The sequence below is a fragment of the Streptomyces flavusporus genome (genome assembly GCF_046267975.1).
GTDB classification, from domain to species: domain Bacteria; phylum Actinomycetota; class Actinomycetes; order Streptomycetales; family Streptomycetaceae; genus Streptomyces; species Streptomyces flavusporus.
On the sequence record NZ_CP176503.1, the window covers coordinates 6,676,397 to 6,693,120 of the forward strand.

At 69.5% G+C, this 16,724-nt stretch carries 20 protein-coding genes and 1 pseudogene; 10 read left to right on the plus strand and 11 right to left on the minus strand.

Annotation, left to right across the window (positions count from 1 at the left end; translation table 11 throughout):
- Position 1: 1 nt before the first annotated feature.
- Positions 2 to 1,633, minus strand: a complete 1,632-nt coding sequence (locus tag ACKTSN_RS31510) for an ABC transporter substrate-binding protein (protein WP_409472206.1) — start codon at positions 1,631 to 1,633, stop codon at positions 2 to 4.
- A 256-nt stretch (positions 1,634 to 1,889) separates the two neighbouring features.
- On the opposite strand from ACKTSN_RS31510, the pseudogene ACKTSN_RS31515 reads away from it, so the two are divergent.
- Positions 1,890 to 2,334, plus strand: a pseudogene (locus ACKTSN_RS31515) (protein phosphatase).
- On the opposite strand, the gene ACKTSN_RS31520 reads toward ACKTSN_RS31515, so the two are convergent.
- The 4 genes from ACKTSN_RS31520 to ACKTSN_RS31535 form a co-directional block, all read right to left on the minus strand.
- Positions 2,324 to 2,446, minus strand: coding sequence for a hypothetical protein (locus tag ACKTSN_RS31520; protein WP_409472207.1), 123 nt, complete (start codon positions 2,444 to 2,446; stop codon positions 2,324 to 2,326). The pseudogene ACKTSN_RS31515 and the gene ACKTSN_RS31520 sit on opposite strands and share 11 nt — an antisense overlap.
- 36 nt (positions 2,447 to 2,482) lie before the next feature.
- Positions 2,483 to 3,475: an ABC transporter substrate-binding protein gene (locus ACKTSN_RS31525; protein ID WP_409472208.1), complete on the minus strand. Its 993-nt coding sequence runs from the start codon at positions 3,473 to 3,475 to the stop codon at positions 2,483 to 2,485.
- 632 nt (positions 3,476 to 4,107) lie between these two features.
- Positions 4,108 to 4,407: a DUF397 domain-containing protein gene (locus ACKTSN_RS31530; protein WP_409472209.1), complete on the minus strand. Its 300-nt coding sequence runs from the start codon at positions 4,405 to 4,407 to the stop codon at positions 4,108 to 4,110.
- On the minus strand, positions 4,389 to 5,222 hold the full coding sequence (locus ACKTSN_RS31535) for a helix-turn-helix domain-containing protein (RefSeq protein ID WP_409472210.1): 834 nt from the start codon (positions 5,220 to 5,222) through the stop codon (positions 4,389 to 4,391). Before ACKTSN_RS31535 ends, ACKTSN_RS31530 begins: the two co-directional genes overlap by 19 nt.
- 115 nt (positions 5,223 to 5,337) lie before the next feature.
- Here ACKTSN_RS31535 and ACKTSN_RS31540 point away from each other — a divergent pair, with 115 nt between their 5' ends.
- The 6 genes from ACKTSN_RS31540 to ACKTSN_RS31565 are packed head-to-tail and all read left to right on the plus strand — an operon-like array spanning position 5,338 to position 8,328.
- Complete coding sequence (locus tag ACKTSN_RS31540) at positions 5,338 to 5,544, plus strand: hypothetical protein (protein WP_129801952.1); 207 nt, start codon at positions 5,338 to 5,340, stop codon at positions 5,542 to 5,544.
- On the plus strand, positions 5,541 to 5,756 hold the full coding sequence (locus tag ACKTSN_RS31545) for a hypothetical protein (protein WP_409472211.1): 216 nt from the start codon (positions 5,541 to 5,543) through the stop codon (positions 5,754 to 5,756). Before ACKTSN_RS31540 ends, ACKTSN_RS31545 begins: the two co-directional genes overlap by 4 nt.
- Before the next feature lie 43 nt (positions 5,757 to 5,799).
- A complete protein-coding gene (gene recO, locus ACKTSN_RS31550) occupies positions 5,800 to 6,546 on the plus strand; it encodes a DNA repair protein RecO (RefSeq protein WP_409472212.1) in 747 nt (248 codons plus the stop codon).
- A 22-nt stretch (positions 6,547 to 6,568) separates the two neighbouring features.
- Positions 6,569 to 7,408: an isoprenyl transferase gene (locus tag ACKTSN_RS31555; protein ID WP_409472213.1), complete on the plus strand. Its 840-nt coding sequence runs from the start codon at positions 6,569 to 6,571 to the stop codon at positions 7,406 to 7,408.
- A gap of 30 nt (positions 7,409 to 7,438) precedes the next feature.
- Positions 7,439 to 7,969, plus strand: a complete 531-nt coding sequence (locus tag ACKTSN_RS31560) for a YcxB family protein (RefSeq protein WP_409472214.1) — start codon at positions 7,439 to 7,441, stop codon at positions 7,967 to 7,969.
- The gene (locus ACKTSN_RS31565; RefSeq protein ID WP_409472215.1) at positions 7,966 to 8,328 is read left to right on the plus strand and encodes a hypothetical protein; all 363 of its coding nucleotides are present in this window, start codon (positions 7,966 to 7,968) and stop codon (positions 8,326 to 8,328) included. The genes ACKTSN_RS31560 and ACKTSN_RS31565 overlap by 4 nt, the downstream gene beginning before the upstream one ends.
- 19 nt (positions 8,329 to 8,347) lie before the next feature.
- On the opposite strand, the gene ACKTSN_RS31570 is transcribed toward ACKTSN_RS31565, so the two are convergent.
- Genes ACKTSN_RS31570 through ACKTSN_RS31585 form a run of 4 tightly spaced genes read right to left on the minus strand, consistent with a single transcriptional unit; the run spans position 8,348 to position 11,499 of the window.
- Entirely contained in the window at positions 8,348 to 8,767 is a 420-nt protein-coding gene (locus ACKTSN_RS31570) for a Fur family transcriptional regulator (protein ID WP_409472216.1), read from the minus strand.
- A 58-nt stretch (positions 8,768 to 8,825) separates the two neighbouring features.
- Positions 8,826 to 9,728 carry a metal ABC transporter permease gene (locus tag ACKTSN_RS31575; RefSeq protein ID WP_409472217.1) on the minus strand — a complete coding sequence of 301 codons (903 nt, stop codon included), beginning with the start codon at positions 9,726 to 9,728 and terminating at the stop codon, positions 8,826 to 8,828.
- Positions 9,728 to 10,504: a metal ABC transporter ATP-binding protein gene (locus tag ACKTSN_RS31580; protein ID WP_409472218.1), complete on the minus strand. Its 777-nt coding sequence runs from the start codon at positions 10,502 to 10,504 to the stop codon at positions 9,728 to 9,730. The genes ACKTSN_RS31575 and ACKTSN_RS31580 overlap by 1 nt, the downstream gene beginning before the upstream one ends.
- A gap of 17 nt (positions 10,505 to 10,521) precedes the next feature.
- Positions 10,522 to 11,499, minus strand: a complete 978-nt coding sequence (locus ACKTSN_RS31585; protein ID WP_409472219.1) for a zinc ABC transporter substrate-binding protein — start codon at positions 11,497 to 11,499, stop codon at positions 10,522 to 10,524.
- Between the two features lie 194 nt (positions 11,500 to 11,693).
- Between ACKTSN_RS31585 and ACKTSN_RS31590 the strand changes: the two genes are divergently transcribed.
- The 3 genes from ACKTSN_RS31590 to ACKTSN_RS31600 all read left to right on the plus strand — a co-directional run bounded on the left by ACKTSN_RS31590 (position 11,694) and on the right by ACKTSN_RS31600 (position 14,876).
- Entirely contained in the window at positions 11,694 to 13,076 is a 1,383-nt protein-coding gene (locus ACKTSN_RS31590; RefSeq protein WP_409472220.1) for a glycine--tRNA ligase, read from the plus strand.
- Positions 13,077 to 13,245: 169 nt separating this feature from the next.
- A complete protein-coding gene (locus ACKTSN_RS31595) occupies positions 13,246 to 14,262 on the plus strand; it encodes an aldo/keto reductase (protein ID WP_409472221.1) in 1,017 nt (338 codons plus the stop codon).
- A 26-nt stretch (positions 14,263 to 14,288) separates the two neighbouring features.
- A complete protein-coding gene (locus tag ACKTSN_RS31600) occupies positions 14,289 to 14,876 on the plus strand; it encodes a TetR family transcriptional regulator (RefSeq protein WP_409472222.1) in 588 nt (195 codons plus the stop codon).
- Here ACKTSN_RS31600 and ACKTSN_RS31605 read toward each other — a convergent pair.
- Together ACKTSN_RS31605 and ACKTSN_RS31610 are read right to left on the minus strand one after the other, a co-directional pair.
- Complete coding sequence (locus tag ACKTSN_RS31605; RefSeq protein WP_409472223.1) at positions 14,865 to 15,071, minus strand: hypothetical protein; 207 nt, start codon at positions 15,069 to 15,071, stop codon at positions 14,865 to 14,867. The two genes, ACKTSN_RS31600 and ACKTSN_RS31605, sit on opposite strands and share 12 nt — an antisense overlap.
- Positions 15,072 to 15,245: 174 nt before the next feature.
- On the minus strand, positions 15,246 to 16,700 hold the full coding sequence (locus ACKTSN_RS31610; RefSeq protein WP_409472224.1) for an MFS transporter: 1,455 nt from the start codon (positions 16,698 to 16,700) through the stop codon (positions 15,246 to 15,248).
- Positions 16,701 to 16,724: the final 24 nt, after the last annotated feature.

Sequence of the window (16,724 nt, forward strand, 5' to 3'; positions counted from 1 at the left end):
TTTAAGCCCACTTGGCCTGGAGGACGTTGATTCCGGGGTACGGCTGGGCCCTTATGCCGGCGAGTTCGCTCGGGTCCCAGGCCGTCATGAGTTCGTTGTGGACGACCGGGTAGAGCACGGCCTGTTCGGCGACGACGTCGATGTAGTCCTGGATCATCGCCTTCTTGCGGTCCGGATCCGCCTCCCGGGTCGCCCGGTCCATGTCCCTGAACAACTGCTTGGCGACCGGGTCGTCGGCCCAGCGGGCGTACTGCATCCACAGGTTCTCGGGCCCGTAGTTGTAGTGCATGATCAGGTCGGCGTCGAGGCCGAACTGGTTGGGGTTCGAGGCGGCGGCGACGACCTGGTAGTCCTGCTTCTGGTCCATCTTGGTGAAGACGGCCGTGGTCTCCTGCGGCGACAGCGTGGTCCGCACGCCGATCGCGTCCCAGGACGACTTGATGGTCGGCAGACAGTCGACGATCCAGCTGACGTTCACCGCCAGAATCTCGACCTTCAGCCCGCTGACCCCGGCCTCCTTCAGCAGGGCCCTGGCCTTGTCGGGGTCGTGGTCGTAGACGGTCTTCGCGCGCCGGTAGGCCGGGTTGCTCTCGTCGAGGAACGACGACGACGGCTTCCCGTGCCCCTTGAGGGCCACCTCCACCATCGTCTCGGTGTCGATGGCGTAGTGCAGCGCCTGCCGCACCCGTACGTCGTCGAACGGCTTGCGCCGCGTGTCGAACATCAGGAACAGGTTGTTCATCCCGGCCCCGCCGGCCACCGTCAGCCCGCCGCTCTCCAGCCGTCCGATGTTGGCGTACGGGATGTTGTCCGCGATCTGCGCGCCCGCGCTCGAGCCGGAGATCTTCGCGACGCGCGGAGCGGCGTCGACGATCGTCAGCCAGTTCATCTTTCTGAAGGCGGGCGGGCGCGGGCCGTTGTAGTCGGCGAACGCCTCGAAGGTGGTGTTGGACTTCGGGTGGTGCGCGCTCTGCCGGTACGGCCCCGAACCCACCGCCAGCCCCTTGATCGCCTCGTCCCAGGCGCCGGGCCGGGAGAAGACGTGCTTCGGCATGATCTTCGCGAGGGTGAGCCGGGACGCGCCCTCCGGGAAGGGGAACTTCAGGACCAGCTCGACGTTCTGCGCGTCGATCTTCCGCACGCCCTTCAGCCAGGGCTCGAAGAACCCCTTGGCGAGGGTCTGGGTGTCCGGGTCGAGGATCCGGTCGAAGACGAAGACCACGTCGTCGGCGGTGACCGGCTTGCCGTCGTGGAACTTCGCGCCCGCCCGCAGCGTGAACTTCCACGAGGTGCTGGTCAGGTCCGTCGGCACCTGGGTCGCCAGGGCCGGATACGGCTCACGCGAGATCGGGTCGGTGTCGAGCAGCCCCTCGTAGATGTGGTTGTTGCCGGCCATGCAGAACGCGGACGCGGTCTGTGTCGGATCCCAGCTGCCGTCGTTCCCGTAGCCGATGACCGCCGTGAGCGTCCGGTTCGCGCCCTCGCCCCCGTCGCCGGTGTCGTTGGTGGACTCCGGGCCGGCCGAACAGGCGGACAGCGACGCGGAGACCGCGGCGGCGGCGCCGAGGGCGCCGGTGTACTTCAGGAAAGAGCGGCGGTGCAGCGTCGGAACGTCGTTGGTCACGTCGCGCACGGGTCCTCCGGAGTGGTGGGGGAGGCGGTGGGATGATTCAGGCAATCAGGAGATACGACGTTCTACGTCCGGTCAGCGCGACCATAGGAGCGGCCGTGAGGGCGGTCAAGGGATCACACACGAATGGCGTATCTGCCAGAGGTCACGCCAATGGCGGTATGAAATAGCGGGAGTTGACGCAGGTGAGCGCACGGGCGGCCAGACTGATCCCCTGGAGACCGACCCTGTGAACACTGATCCCTTGGAGACCGATCCGGTGGAGACGCAGAAGCTGTGGGACGAACAGGCGGCGGGCGTGCTCCGGCTGCCGTCGGGGCGACTGGTGCGGGGACGCGGTCTGCGGCGTCCCCTCGCACCAGGGGCGCCCAGCCCGTCGTACGCCCTCTACCTTCTCGGCAGGCGGCCCCCCCGCCGTCCCCTGGGACTCCCGCTGGGTCCGCTGGCCCGACTTCCGCCTCCCGGCGGACCGCGCCGACGCCCGCGCGGCCCTCACCGAGGCCTGGGAACGCGCCGCCCGCGAGCGGGTCGAGATCGCCTGCGGCGGTGGCCGCGGACGGACCGGCACGGCCCTGGCCTGCCTGGCCGTGCTGGACGGCGTACCGGCCGAGGAGGCGGTGGCGTACGTCCGCGCGCACTACGACCGGCGGGCGGTGGAGACGTGGTGGCAGCGGCGGTATGTGCGGGGCTTCGCTACCGGGTGAGGGTCTTCGCCAGCACCTCCGCCGTCTCGGCGATCAGGGCGTCGATGCGTGGGGCGTCCGGGTCCGGCCTCGTGGTCAGGACAGCCAGGACCAGCGGGGCGACGGTGACCATGACGCGGGCATGAGCTGGACCCACCCCTGACCCGCGCTACCTCGTCCGCAGGTACGCCCCGAGGCGGGCGATCGCCGACGGGTTCCGCGGGCTCTCCACGAGGTCGACGTAGTCCAGCGTGAAGATCCGCTGGCGCTTGACGGCCGACACGTTCCGCAACGGGGCGTACGACAGCGGGAATCGCTTCTTCTGCTCGGCGCCGACGTCCCCGTAGTCGCAGATGACGATCACGTCGGGGTTGCGTTCGACGACCGTTTCCCAGCCGACCGTCGTCCACGAGTCCTCGAGGTCGTGCATGACGTTGACGCCGCCCGCCTTGCCGATGATCTGGTCGGGCGCGGCGTAGCGGCCGGAGGTGAAGGGCTGGTCCTCGCCGCTGTCGTAGAGGAACACCTTGGGACGGTCGGCGCGCTTGGGGGCTTTCGCCTCGACGTCGGCCACCTGCTTCTGGAAGCCGGCGATCAGCTCGGCGGCCCGGTCCTCGACGCCGAAGAGCCTGCCCAGATTCGTCAGGTCCGTGTACAGGGCCTCGAGCGACGGCATGATGCCGCGGGAGGTGTCCGTGCGGCCGTTTCGGCAGGACTCGGTCAGGACGTAGGAGGAGACGCCGAGCTTGCGCAACGCGTCCGGGGTGAAGCCCGCGTCCTCACGGAACCCGTAGTTCCACCCGGCGAAGACCATGTCCGCGCGGGCGTCCAGGACGTTCTCCTTCGTCACCTGGTCCTTCGACAGCCACGGCACCTTGTCGTAGCCGTCCTTCCACGGCACCCCGCCCAGGTCGCCCTTGTCGTCGGGCATCACGAACCCGGCCATCCGGTCCTCCAGGCCGAGCGCGAACATCAGCTCGGTGATCCCGACGTCGTTGGTGACCATCCGGCTCGGGACCTTGTCGTAGGTGACCTTCTTGCCGCAGTTGGTGAGGGTGACGGACGTAGTGGCCTTCGCGTCGGACGACGTGTCGACCTGCGCGCCGCAGCCGGCGGTGACGAGAGCGGCGACGGAGAGCACGGCAGCAACTGGCTTGCGCATACGAGGGTTGGCGGGCGCGTCCGCGCCTCGCATGCACGCCGGGTGGGCTCAGCGACTTGCGGCCGGTGGGGGGCGAGGGCGGGCGCGACAGCTGGGTGGCGGCAGGCCGGGCCGGTTCGGCGGCCGCAGCGCGGGGCGGCAGTGGCCCGCCCTCGGATCGCTCCGGTCGCGGGCAAGGAGCAGTGATTGGAGGATTTGTGCCACCCAGCGGGCGAAAAGGCCTGGGTCGTGGGTGCCGGCTTGTGGCACAAATCCTCCAATCACCTGCAGGAGTGGGGTTGGTGAGGCTCGTGTGGCGTGATGGGATTTGGGGCCTGGCCCACCGGCCGTGGGGGCGTCTGTTCCCGCCACCCGCTGAGCCGGGCAGGCGTCCCCTCACCCCGCCGACGCGCCCGCCCCAGCCACCCACCACCCGCAGCCGCTGAGCCCACCCGGCGTGCCGCCGAGGCGCTGTCGCGCCCCAACTCCGGCCGCCCCTCAGCCCACAGCAATGGTCGGCTGACCTGGAGCACCCGCCTTTCCGGGCCGCTCGCTCGCTTCTCACCCGTGCTGGAGCGAGGCGAGTCAAGGGTCGGCCGCAGGCCGATCGGCGCAGCCGACGCGGAACGCAGCGCAGCGGAGTGAAGCGCCCTTTACTCGCCTCGTGGAAGCACGACACTGGCCAAGAAGCGGGCGGCCCCGACGGCCCCGACGGCCCCGACGGCCCCGACGGCCCCGACGGCCCCGACGGCCCCGACGGCCCCGACGGCCCCGACGAACGCCGTCCACGCGGCCGACCCGATCACGACCACCGGACCGTGCGGCACCTTGCTGTCCCGGACGGGGACAACGCCGGGGACTCCGTCGGCGACCTCGATGCAGTCCTCCCCGCCGTCACCGCCGCTGTAGCTGCTCTTGCGCCACCGGGCGTTGCTCAGGTCGTACTCGCGCATCGTCTGTGGTCCTCCGCCGCCGACTCGACCAAGGTGAGGGACACCTCCGGCGATAGCGCGGCGGCCCTGATGAGATCGTAAGACGCCCGGGATCGCTTCACCACCGCCGGTTCGTCCAGCAGACTCCCTGAAAACACCCCTTCTGTATAGACGGTTGGCGGGGCGTCCTCGAACTCCATGAGCTTCATCATCTTGCCCATGGCCGGGTGCGCCCCGGCCGCGAACGGCAGCATCTGAAGCAGCACCTTGCGCTCCCGCATCAGCGCCGCGATGTGGTCCAACTGGTGCGCCATGACCGTCGGGCCGCCGACAGGGACGCGCAGGGCCGTTTCGTGGAGGACCACCCAATACACGGGCCGTGTAGCGTCGTTGAGGAGCAGCGTGCGGTCCATGCGCCCCTTGACCAGTTCCTCGATGTACTCGTCGGCAGCGAGCGGATTGCCCGCCAGGAACATCGCTTGCGCGTACTCCCGGGTCTGGAGGAGCCCCGGAACCACCGTCGGCGCGTACTCGCAGATCTCGGTCGCCAACCGCTCCAGCTCCACAACATGCGCGAAGTACTCCGTATACGGCTGCTCCTTGATGAGCTTGCGCCAAAGCCGCTCGAAAATACCGTCGGTTTGTAGCGTCTCGTCGATCCGCCGAGCGATATCCAGCTGAGGCTTTCGAATAGCCTGCTCGAACTGCCCGATATAAGCCCCGGACACGAATACCCGCGCCCCCAGCTCCACCTGGGTGAACCCCGCATCCTCGCGGCGTCGCTTCAGTTCTGCCCCGAAGAACTCCCACGCCGCCTGACGTGAACCGTTGGCCATGGCCAACCCCCTTGCCCTGCCCCGGCTTTGTAGCGCACAAGCTCCTGCCGAGTGTAGGGCGACCAGGTCATTCTGGAGTCGGAAAGAGTGAAACTCGACGGCGAAGGGGAATCAGGTGGAAGCACGACACTCGGCGCTGTGCGTCGAAGAGGCGGAGGACACCTTGAACGAATTGCGGACGGCACTCGAAAAGGCCGGAATTACCCTGCCGTCACTGCGACTCGATCCGGCGAGCCTTGCCCGAGAGGCGCCCTGTCCGCTGGTGGAACTGGGCCGGTGTTCGATGGAGACCGCCCGACGGCTCGCGGCGGTGATCCGGTGAAGCCCCCGGTCGGTTCCTACGTCATGGACACCCGGACCGGGCGGCTGGGCGTCGTCATGGGACACGAGGGGCCGTACGTGCAGTTGAGACCGTACGGCGGCGGGCGGGAGTGGGACGCCGATCCGGGTGCCGTGCGCCACGCCACCGCGGCCGAGAGGCTCAGCGCGGCCACCGCGTACGCGAACGCCCGCAGTCGCGGTGAGGTTCCTTGAAGGAGGCGGGGGAGGGGTCACCCGCGTAGGAGAGAATGGGCGCATGAGCCTGTTCCGCGACGACGGCATCGTGCTGCGCACCCAGAAGCTGGGTGAGGCGGACCGGATCATCACGCTGCTCACCCGCAGTCACGGGCGGGTACGCGCCGTAGCGCGCGGGGTGCGGCGCACGAAGTCGAAGTTCGGTGCCCGGCTCGAGCCCTTCTCGCACGTGGACGTGCAGTTCTTCGCGCGGGGGAGCGAGCTGATCGGGCGCGGGCTGCCGCTGTGCACGCAGAGCGAGACCATCGCCCCGTACGGCGGCGGCATCGTCACCGACTACGCCCGGTACACCGCCGGGACGGCGATGCTGGAGACCGCCGAGCGGTTCACCGATCACGAGGGCGAGCCGGCCGTGCAGCAGTACCTGCTGCTCGTCGGCGCCCTGCGCACGCTCGCCCGAGGCGAGCACGCACCGCACCTCGTCCTCGACGCCTTCCTGCTGCGCTCCCTTGCCGTGAACGGCTACGCGCCGAGTTTCAGTGACTGCGCGCGCTGCGGCCTGCCGGGGCCGAACCGGTTCTTCTCGGTGGCGTCCGGCGGAACCGTCTGCGTCGACTGCCGGGTGCCCGGCAGCGTCGTACCCTCGCCGCAGACCCTGGAACTGCTCGGCGCGCTGCTTACGGGAGACTGGGAGACCGCGGACGCCTGCGAGCCGCGGTACGTGCGCGAGGGGAGCGGGCTGGTGTCCGCCTATCTGCACTGGCACCTGGAGCGCGGGCTGCGCTCACTTCGGTACGTCGAGAAGTAGAAGCAAGGGAGACGAGAGGCACATGGTCGTACGCGGGTTCCTGGGCCGCCAGCGCCGCGAGTACAAGACGCCGGAGCCGCATCCGTCCGGCGCCCGCGCGCCGAAGCTCCCGGGTGAGCTGATCCCCAACCATGTGGCGATCGTCATGGACGGGAACGGCCGCTGGGCGAAGGAGCGGGGGCTGCCGCGCACCGAGGGCCACAAGGTGGGCGCCGAGCGCGTGCTGGACGTGCTGCAGGGCGCGATCGAGATGGGCGTCGGGGCGATCTCGCTGTACGCCTTCTCCACCGAGAACTGGAAGCGGTCGCCGGACGAGGTGCGCTTCCTGATGAACTTCAACCGGGACTTCATCCGCAAGACCCGCGACCAGCTCGACGAGCTGGGCGTGCGGGTGCGGTGGGTCGGCCGGATGCCCAAGCTGTGGAAGTCGGTGGCCAAGGAGCTCCAGATCGCGCAGGAGCAGACGAAGGACAACGACCGGCTGACCCTGTACTTCTGCATGAACTACGGCGGACGGGCGGAGATCGCGGACGCGGCGCAGGCGTTGGCGGAGGACGTACGGGCCGGGCGGCTCGACCCGTCGAAGGTCACGGAGAAGACCTTCGCGAGGTACCTGTACTACCCCGACATGCCGGACGTCGACCTGTTCCTGCGCCCCAGTGGCGAGCAGCGCACCTCCAACTACCTGCTCTGGCAGAGCGCCTACGCCGAGATGGTCTTCCAGGACGTCCTGTGGCCGGACTTCGACCGGCGCGACCTGTGGCGGGCCTGCGTGGAGTTCGCCTCGCGGGACCGGCGGTTCGGCGGGGCGGTCCCGAACGAGGAACTGCTGGCCATGGAGGGCAAGCAGCCGCGCGGCTGAGTCCGGCCGCTGGTCGATAGAGTTCCGCCCATGGTTCACCAGGGGCGGGACATCATTCAGGACAGTGGCACTGACACCGTCGAACTGGCCTTCCGGCCGACACGGGCCGACATTCTCCGAGGCATCCAGGTCCGTGACCGCATTCGGCGGCTGGCGCCGGTGCGGTGGGCGGTCGCGGTGCTGTTCGCTGCATTCGGCGTGTTCCTCGCCTTCGGTGGGGCGGATGCGGCGCCGGGGGTCGCGCTTTCGCTGCTGACCGCGGTCCTGATCTGGGGCACGCCCCGCATTCAGGCCAACCATGTGTTCCGGACCGTCTCGTGGCAGGGCGAGTATCGGGCCACGGTGTCCGATGCCGGGATCACGGTCGAGACCGAGCACACCACGCTGACGCAGCGCTGGTCGCTGTTCCGTGGTTACCGCGAGACTCATGATCATCTGGTGCTGCTCAGCCGCGACCCGAACATCCTGATCCTGGAGGTCGCGCCCAAACGCGGTCTGCGCACCGAGGAGGACGTGCAGCGCCTGCGGGCCCTGCTCGACCGTCACCTCTCCCGCGTATGACGGCCGCCCGTGCCGCCCGTGGCTGCGCGGCGGCCGCCGTGTTCGCCTGCGCGGGGCTCGTCGTGCTCCTCGGCTTCGGCAGCACGGTGGAGATGGAGTCGTTCCCGGGGCTGCGGGAGAACCTGGCGCCGGCCGTTGTGTACCTGCTGGTGTTCGCGGCGCTGCTCGCCGTCTGCGGACTGGCGCTGGCCGGGCGACGGTCGCGCGCGGGGTGGGGGGCCGTCGCCGTCATCGGTGTCCTCATGGCGGTGCGGAGCTGGACACTCGCGCCGATGCTGCACTGCTGGTCCTACGACAGCGTGGGGCGGAACGACGACGGCTCCTACTCCTGCGTGAACCGCGGCAACATGCTGCCCTGAAGCGCCTGTCGCGATGGCCTCAGGCGCCGCAGGCAGCCGCGCAGTCCGCGCAGGTGCCGAAGATTTCCACGGTGTGCGCCACATTGACGTAGCCGTGTTCCGCGGCGATGGCCTCTGCCCATGTCTCGACCGCCGGGCCCTCGACCTCGACGGCCTTGCCGCAGGTGCGGCAGACGAGGTGGTGGTGGTGGTCGCCGGTGGAGCAGCGGCGGTAGACGGACTCGCCGTCGGAGGTGCGCAGGACGTCGACCTCGCCGGCCTCGGCGAGGGACTGCAGGGTGCGGTAGACCGTGGTCAGGCCGACGGCGTCGCCCTTGTGCTTGAGCATGTCGTGCAGTTCCTGCGCGCTGCGGAACTCCTCGACCTCTTCCAAGGCTGCCGCCACGGCGGCGCGCTGCCGAGTGGCGCGGCCCTTCACGGGCGGTCCAGCGGTCGTCACCGGTTGCCTCCTTGCGTTGCGTCTGCCGGGCCATTGTGCCAGCCCGGCCTGTGCGCGGTCAGACGCCGATCTCGTCCTGCGCACCCCTGCTGGCCGGAATTGCACACTCCGCCGGGTCCCCGGAGGGGTGCGCGGCGGCCAGCGCCCGCGCGCGGCGCCGGGCGAGCGGAGTGGCCAGGGCGGTCAGCACGATGAACGCGCCGATCGTCAGCAGCACGATGGTCGCGCCGGGCGGAACGTCCTGGTAGTACGAGGTGATCGTGCCGCCGGTGGTCACCCCGATCCCGATGGCGACCGCGATCGCGAACGTGGCCGCGAAGCTGCGGCTGAGCTGCTGGGCGGCGGCCACCGGGACCACCATCAGCGCCGAGACGAGCAGCAGACCGACCACCCGCATCGCCACGGTGACCGTCACCGCCGCGGTGATGGCCGTGAGCAGGTTCAGCGCCCGCACCGGCAGGCCCGTCACCCGGGCGAACTCCTCGTCCTGGCTGACCGCGAAGAGCTGCCGGCGCAGCCCCAGGGTGACCAGCACGACGAACGCGGCGAGGATGCAGATCGCCGTGACGTCCGACTCGCTCACCGTCGACAGGGACCCGAAGAGGTACGACGTGAGGTTGGCGTTGGAGCCGGTCGGCGCGAGGTTGATGAACATCACGCCGCCGGCCATACCGCCGTAGAAGAGCATCGCGAGGGCGATGTCGCCGCGGGTCTTGCCGTACCAGCGGATCAGCTCCATCAGGACGGCGCCGAGGATGGACACCAGGGTCGCCATCCACACCGGCGACCAGGAGAGCAGGAAGCCGAGGCCGACGCCGGTCATCGCCACGTGGCCGATGCCGTCGCCCATCAGGGCCTGGCGGCGCTGTACGAGGTAGATGCCGATCGCGGGGGCGGTGATGCCGACGAGGACGGCGGCGAGCAGGGCCCGCTGCATGAAGGCGTAGTTCAGGAATTCCATCAGCTCAGCAGTCCCGTGCGCATCGGTTCGGCGTCGTGCGCCGCGTGCGGGTGGACGTGGTCGTGGCCGGGCAGCGCGTGCTGGCCGACCGCCTTCGGGGGCGGTCCGTCGTGCAGGACGCAGCCGTCGCGCAGGACGACCGCCCGTTGGATCAGGGGCTCCAGGGGGCCGAGTTCATGCATGACCACCAGGACCGTCGTACCGCCCGCGACCTGCGCCCGCAGCGTCCGCGCGAGCACCTCCTGGCTGTCCAGGTCGACGCCCGCCATCGGCTCGTCCATGATCAGCAGCTCGGGTTCGGAGGCGAGGGCGCGGGCGATCAGGACGCGCTGGTGCTGGCCGCCGGAGAGGGCGCCCACGGAGTCCTTCGCCCGGTCCGCCATGCCGACCAGCTCCAGGGCGCGGTGTACGGCCGCGTGGTCCGCCTTGCGCAGCACACCGAAGCGGGCCCGGGACAGCCGCCCGGAGGACACCACCTCCGTCACCGTGGCGGGCACGCCGCCCGCGGCCGTGGTGCGCTGCGGGACGTAGCCCACCCGCGCCCAGTCGCGGAACCGGCGCTGCGGGGTCCCGAACAGCTCGATCCGGCCGGCGCTCACCGGCACCTGCCCGATGAGGCTGCGTACCGCCGTCGACTTGCCGGAGCCGTTCGCGCCGAGCAGCGCGACGACCTCACCGTGGCGCACGGTGAGGTCGATGCCGCGTAGGACGGGGCGCGAGCCGAGTTCGGCGCGTATGCCGCGCATCGATATGACGGGCTCTCCCGTGGCGCCCATGGCGTCCTCCGTAACGATCATGTGGTTCCCAGGGCCTTCTGCAGCGCCTGGAGGTTGGCTTCCATGACCTGGAAGTAGTCGTCGCCCTTGGACTTGTCGGTGATGCCCTCGAGCGGGTCGAGGACGTCCGTCTTGAGGCCCGCGTCCTGGGCGAGGGTCTTCGCGGTCTTGTCGCTGACCAGTGTCTCGTAGAAGACCGTGGTCACGCCGTCGGCCTTGGCCTCCTCCTGGAGCTCCTTGATCCGGGCCGGGCTGGGCTCGCTCTCCGGGTCGAGGCCGGAGATTGCCTCCTGGGTCAGGCCGTAGCGCTCGGCGAGGTAGCCGAAGGCCGCGTGGTTGGTGAAGAAGACCTTCGTCTTCGTGTTCTTCAGGCCGTCCGCGAAGTCCGTGTTGAGGGCGTCCAGCTTCTTGACCAGGTCCTCGGTGTTCTTCCGGTAGTCGGCCGCGTTGTCCGGGTCGGCCTTCTCGAAGGCCGTGCCGACGCCCTCGGCGATCTCGGCGTACTTCACCGGGTCCAGCCAGACGTGCGGGTCGAGGGCGTGCTCCTCCTCCTCCTCGGAGTGCTGCTCCTCCTCGGCGTGGCCTTCCTCACCCTCGTGGCTGTGCTCCACGTCGCCGTGGTCCTCGAGCTTGGTCAGCGTGGCCGCGTCGATCTTGGTCTTGACGCCGGACTGGGCGACGGCCTCGTCGACGGCCGGCTGCAGGGTCTTGAGGTAGAGCACCGCGTCCGTCTCGCCGAGCTCGGCGGTCTGCTTGGTGCTGAGCTCCAGGTCGTGGGGCTCCTGGCCGGGCTCGGTGAGGGTGGTGACGTTCACATGGTCCCCGCCGATCTGCTCGGCGAGGAACTGCATCGGGTAGAACGAGGCGACGACGTCGAACTTGTCCGAGTTGCCCGCCGCGGAGCTGTCGTCAGAGCATGCGGAGAGGGTTCCGAGGCCGAGCGCGGTGGCTGCCGCGATCGCGATCCCGGATATGTGAGGTCGTCGTACGTTCATGACAGTCATTTTCAGCAAATATGGAAACGATTGTCAACAAGCGCCTGGTGAGGCCCGGGTAAGCCACTGGTAAGGGGTGATGTACGCCCGGAGGCCGGACCGATTTGATTGAGGGGGAGCCCCCGCCGGTAACCTGAAGCATTCGCTCTGAAGCATCTCGCTTCGTCGCCCGTCGTCGTAATGAAGAGAGCACCGTGGCCGCCGACAAGATCGACACCATCGTCAGCCTGAGCAAGCGCCGTGGCTTCGTTTTCCCGTGCAGTGAGATCTACGGCGGTCAGCGCGCCGCCTGGGACTACGGGCCGCTGGGTGTCGAGCTCAAGGAGAACCTCAAGCGTCAGTGGTGGCGCTACATGGTGACGTCGCGCGAGGACGTCGTCGGTATCGACTCGTCCGTGATCCTCGCCCCCGAGGTCTGGGTCGCCTCCGGTCACGTCGCCACCTTCACCGATCCGCTGACCGAGTGCACCTCCTGCCACAAGCGGTTCCGCGCGGACCACCTGGAGGAGGCCTACGAGGCCAAGAAGGGTCACCTCCCGGAGAACGGCCTCGCCGACATCAACTGCCCCAACTGTGGCAACAAGGGCCAGTTCACCGAGCCCAAGCAGTTCTCGGGTCTGCTGTCCACCCACCTCGGCCCGACCCAGGACAGCGGCTCCATCGCGTACCTGCGCCCCGAGACCGCGCAGGGCATCTTCACCAACTTCGCCCAGGTGCAGACCACCTCGCGCCGCAAGCCGCCGTTCGGCATCGCCCAGATGGGCAAGTCGTTCCGCAACGAGATCACGCCGGGCAACTTCATCTTCCGCACCCGCGAGTTCGAGCAGATGGAGATGGAGTTCTTCGTCAAGCCCGGCGAGGACGAGAAGTGGCAGGAGTACTGGATGGAGCAGCGCTGGAACTGGTACACGGGCCTGGGTCTCCGTGAGGAGAACATGCGCTGGTACGAGCATCCCAAGGAGAAGCTCTCCCACTACTCCAAGCGCACCGCCGACATCGAGTACCGCTTCAACTTCGGCGGCAACGAGTGGGGCGAGCTCGAGGGTGTCGCCAACCGCACCGACTACGACCTCGGCGCCCACTCCAAGGCCTCCGGCCAGGACCTGTCCTACTTCGACCAGGAGGCCGGCGAGCGCTGGACGCCGTTCGTCATCGAGCCCGCGGCCGGTGTCGGCCGCGCGATGCTGGCCTTCCTCCTCGACGCCTACATCGAGGACGAGGCCCCCAACGCCAAGGGCAAGATGGAGAAGCGCACGGTGCTGCGCCTCGACCACCGTCTCGCCCCGGTGAAGGTCGCGGTGCTCCCGCTGTCCCGGAACCCGGAGCTGTCCCCGAAGGCCAAGGGCCTCGCCCAGGCGCTGCGCCAGCACTGGAACATCGAGTTCGACGACGCCGGCGCGATCGGCCGCCGCTACCGCCGCCAGGACGAGATCGGCACGCCGTACTGCGTGACGGTCGACTTCGACACCCTGGAGGACAACGCGGTGACGGTGCGTGAGCGCGACACGATGAAGCAGGAGCGTGTGTCGCTGGACCAGATCGAGGGTTACCTGGCCGGCCGCCTGATCGGCGCCTGACCTCTCCGAAGTCCGCAAACGCCGGACGGGCTGAGTTTTCTCAGCCCGTCCGGCGTTTTTGCGTGGGCCGCCGCGACCCGGCGATGACAAATGACAGCTGACAGATATTGAAATCTGTCAGCTGTCATGCAAGAGTGGAGGCATCCCAGAACAAGCCCAAGGAGTCCTCATGCGAACCCGCCTCCTCGGAACCACCGGCCCCCAGGTATCCGCCCTCGGCCTCGGCTGCATGGGCATGTCCGCCCTGTACGGCGACGCGGACCGGGCCGAGTCCATCGCCACCATCCACGCCGCCCTGGAAGCGGGCATCACCCTGCTCGACACCGGCGACTTCTACGGCATGGGCCACAACGAGCTGCTGATCGGCGAGGCCCTGCGCACCGCCCCCGCAGCACACCGCGAACAGGCGCAGATCAGCGTGAAGTTCGGCGCGCTGCGCGACCCGGACGGCGGATGGAGCGGCTACGACGGGCGCCCGGCCGCCGTGAAGAACTTCGCCGCGTACTCGCTCCAGCGCCTCGGCGTCGACCACATCGACGTCTACCGGATCGCCCGGCTCGACCCCGGCGTACCGATCGAGGAGACGGTCGGCGCGATCGCGGAGCTCGTCGAGAAGGGGTACGTCCGGCACATCGGCCTCAGCGAGGTCGGCGCCGAGACGATCCGCCGGGCCGCCGCCACGGCCCCGATCACGGACCTCCAGATCGAGTACTCGCTGATCTCGCGCGGCATCGAGGACGAGATCCTGCCGGCCGCGCGTGAACTGGGCATCGGCATCACGGCGTACGGAGTCCTCTCCCGCGGGCTGATCTCCGGCCACTTCACCCGTGACCGGCAGCTCGCGGCGAACGACTTCCGGGCGCTCTCGCCGCGCTTCCAGGGCGAGAACCTCCAGCACAACCTGAACCTCGTCGAGGCGCTGCGCAAGATCGCCGAGCAGAAGGGCGTGAGCGTCGCGCAGATCGCCATCGCCTGGGTGCTGTCGCGGGGCACGCGGCACAACACGGACATCGTGCCCCTGGTCGGCGCCCGCCGCCGCGACCGGCTGACCGAGGCACTGGGCGCGCTGGACGTGTCCCTGGACGAAGCCGACCTGCGGGCGATCGAGGAAGCCGTCCCCGCCGACGCGGCGGCCGGCGAGCGCTACCCGACGCCGCAGATGGCACACCTCGACAGCGAACGCTGATCCGGGAGACAGGTACGGTCGACCTCATGCCTGCGACCAGCCAGACCCTGACAGCCGAGCGCATCCTCGAGGCGACCGAGGAGGTGCTGCGCCGCCACGGACCGGCCAAGGCCACCATGGTGGACGTGGCCCGCGCGCTCGGCGTCAGCCACGGCAGCGTCTACCGGCACTTCCGCACCAAGGCGGCGCTGCGGGAGGCGGTGACGAAGCGGTGGCTGGACCGTACGTCCGAGGCGTTGGCCGGCATCGTCGCCGAGGAGCGCGACCCGGAGGATCGGCTGCGCGACTGGCTCCGGGCGCTCTTCGACGCCAAGCGCCGCAAGGCGGGCGACGACCCGGAGCTGTTCGCCACGTACATGGTGCTGACGGGCGAGAGCGGCGAGGCGGTCCCCGACCACATCGCCGACCTCACCGCCCAGCTGACCAGGATCATCGAGGCCGGCGCCGAGGCGGGCGTGTTCGTCACCGCCGACCCGGCGAGGACGGCCCGCGGGGTGTTCCAGGCCAGCGGGCGCTTCCACGACCCCTGCTACGCGCCGGAGTGGGCGCAGCCGGGGATCGAGGAGGATTTCGAAGCGGTGGTGGATCTGCTGGTGCGGGGGCTACGCCGCTGACGGGTCCACCGTCGCCTGGTGGGCCTCGGCGAGATGCTCCTCCGCCTTCAGCCAGGGCAGAAACTGCGCGCCCCGCCGCCAGCCGCAGGTGTCGCACCTGATCGTGCGTTGCACGCCGGTGCGCTGGACCCGTACGACATGCTCGCGTCCGTGCTGATCCCAGCGGCTGACCTTGCTCGTGTCGATCTGCGGCATGACGCCTCCAGCGTCCCCGTCCGGCTGTCTCTTCGGGCAGCAAGGAGTGTGCAGCAGGATCAACATCAACAGGGGTCACTTCACGGCGAGTTGTCCAAGCAGTTGGCTCCGCCGGATATGCGGTTCTGTAACCGCGGGTCGTTTGTGGCTGGTCGCGCAGTTCCCCGCGCCCCCTTACGGGGCGCGGTCCCCCGCTCCTACCACCTGCCGCACCTCCTCCGACTCCAGCCGCTCAGCCGTCCGCTCAGCCGTCCTCCGAGCCCACCGCCCGCTGCTCAGCGCACCGAACACCAGCACGGCCACCCCGCACCCCACGAGAATCCACCACCCCGGCCGGGCGGCCGACACGAACGCATCCCGGTACGACGACGCCCCGATCCCCGACGCCAGGACCGCGCCCACCACAGCGACGCCCAGCGTCTGCCCGAGCTGCCGACTGGTGGAGGCGACGGCCGCTGCAACCCCCGCCTGCGCCCGCGGCATCCCGGACACCGCCGTGTTGGTGATCGGTGCGTTGACGAAGCCGAAGCCGATGCCGAACAGCAGGTAGCCGAGGAAGAGCGTGACGTTCGACGTCTCCCCCTCGAACGCCGCGAACAGCAGCGGACTCGCGGTCATCGCGACCCCCGCGATCAGCAGCGGCAGTCGCGGTCCCACGCTCCCCACCAGCCGCCCGCCCAGCGGCGCGCACACCAGCGTCGGCGCCGCCATCGGCAGCATCCACAGTCCGGCGTGCAGCGCGTCCAGGCCGCGCACGTTCTGCAGATACAACGTCGACAGGAACAGGAACCCGCCCAGCGACGCGAACGCACCAATGGCGATCACTGTGGCCCCGCTGAAGGGCGCCGACCGGAAGAAACGCAGGTCGACCAGCGGCTCCGCCCGGCGTGGCTCGTACGAGAGCAGGCCGATCAGTGCGATGACCGCGACCGCCGCGAACGGCAGTACTGTCGCGAGCCCCGCGTTCGGCGCCTCGATGATCGCGTACGTCAGGGAGCCGAACAGCGCGATCACGAGGAGCTGGCCGACCGGATCGGGCCGCCGGGCCTTCGGGGCGCGGGATTCGGGGACGTAGCGCAGCGTCAGCAGCAGCGCAGCGAGGCCCACCGGCAGGTTGATCCAGAAGATCGCCCGCCAGTCCACCGCCTCCACCAGCAGTCCGCCCACCAGCGGTCCCGCCGCCATCGAGATTCCGACGACCCCACCCCACGCCCCGATCGCGCGGGCGCGCTCGCGCGGGTCGGTGAAGGTGTTGGTGATGATCGACATGGCGACCGGGTTGAGCATGGAGCCGCCCACCGCCTGGACCATGCGGAAGATCACCAGTGCGTCCAGGTTGGGGGCGACGGAGCACAGTGCCGAGCCGATCGTGAAGACGATCAGGCCCGCGACGAAGACCCGCTTGCGGCCGATCCGGTCGGCGGTGGAGCCCGCGAGCATCAGCAGCGAGGCGAGGACGAGCGTGTAGGCGTCGATCGTCCACTGGAGGCCCGACGTGTCGGCGTGCAGGTCCTGCTGCATCGAGGGCAGGGCGACGTTCAGCACCGTGTTGTCGAGACTCACGATCAGCAGGCTCATACAGCAGATCGCGAGGACCAGCAGGCGGCGGCGTTGGCTGAGCTCGGGCATGGCGCCATCGTACGCCGATGTCGA

Excerpts from the sequence above, each read along its gene's own strand:
- ACKTSN_RS31605 (WP_409472223.1), bottom strand. The coding sequence starts at position 15,071 with ATGCCGCAGATCGACACGAGCAAGGTCAGCCGCTGGGATCAGCACGGA.
- ACKTSN_RS31575 (WP_409472217.1), bottom strand. The coding sequence starts at position 9,728 with ATGGAATTCCTGAACTACGCCTTCATGCAGCGGGCCCTGCTCGCCGCC.
- ACKTSN_RS31600 (WP_409472222.1), top strand. The coding sequence starts at position 14,289 with ATGCCTGCGACCAGCCAGACCCTGACAGCCGAGCGCATCCTCGAGGCG.
- ACKTSN_RS31520 (WP_409472207.1), bottom strand. The coding sequence starts at position 2,446 with ATGGTCACCGTCGCCCCGCTGGTCCTGGCTGTCCTGACCACGAGGCCG.
- ACKTSN_RS31535 (WP_409472210.1), bottom strand. The coding sequence starts at position 5,222 with ATGGCCAACGGTTCACGTCAGGCGGCGTGGGAGTTCTTCGGGGCAGAA.
- ACKTSN_RS31585 (WP_409472219.1), bottom strand. The coding sequence starts at position 11,499 with ATGAACGTACGACGACCTCACATATCCGGGATCGCGATCGCGGCAGCC.
- recO (WP_409472212.1), top strand. The coding sequence starts at position 5,800 with ATGAGCCTGTTCCGCGACGACGGCATCGTGCTGCGCACCCAGAAGCTG.
- ACKTSN_RS31580 (WP_409472218.1), bottom strand. The coding sequence starts at position 10,504 with ATGGGCGCCACGGGAGAGCCCGTCATATCGATGCGCGGCATACGCGCC.
- ACKTSN_RS31595 (WP_409472221.1), top strand. The coding sequence starts at position 13,246 with ATGCGAACCCGCCTCCTCGGAACCACCGGCCCCCAGGTATCCGCCCTC.
- ACKTSN_RS31610 (WP_409472224.1), bottom strand. The coding sequence starts at position 16,700 with ATGCCCGAGCTCAGCCAACGCCGCCGCCTGCTGGTCCTCGCGATCTGC.
- ACKTSN_RS31560 (WP_409472214.1), top strand. The coding sequence starts at position 7,439 with ATGGTTCACCAGGGGCGGGACATCATTCAGGACAGTGGCACTGACACC.
- ACKTSN_RS31565 (WP_409472215.1), top strand. The coding sequence starts at position 7,966 with ATGACGGCCGCCCGTGCCGCCCGTGGCTGCGCGGCGGCCGCCGTGTTC.
- ACKTSN_RS31525 (WP_409472208.1), bottom strand. The coding sequence starts at position 3,475 with ATGCGCAAGCCAGTTGCTGCCGTGCTCTCCGTCGCCGCTCTCGTCACC.
- ACKTSN_RS31530 (WP_409472209.1), bottom strand. The coding sequence starts at position 4,407 with ATGCGCGAGTACGACCTGAGCAACGCCCGGTGGCGCAAGAGCAGCTAC.
- ACKTSN_RS31555 (WP_409472213.1), top strand. The coding sequence starts at position 6,569 with ATGGTCGTACGCGGGTTCCTGGGCCGCCAGCGCCGCGAGTACAAGACG.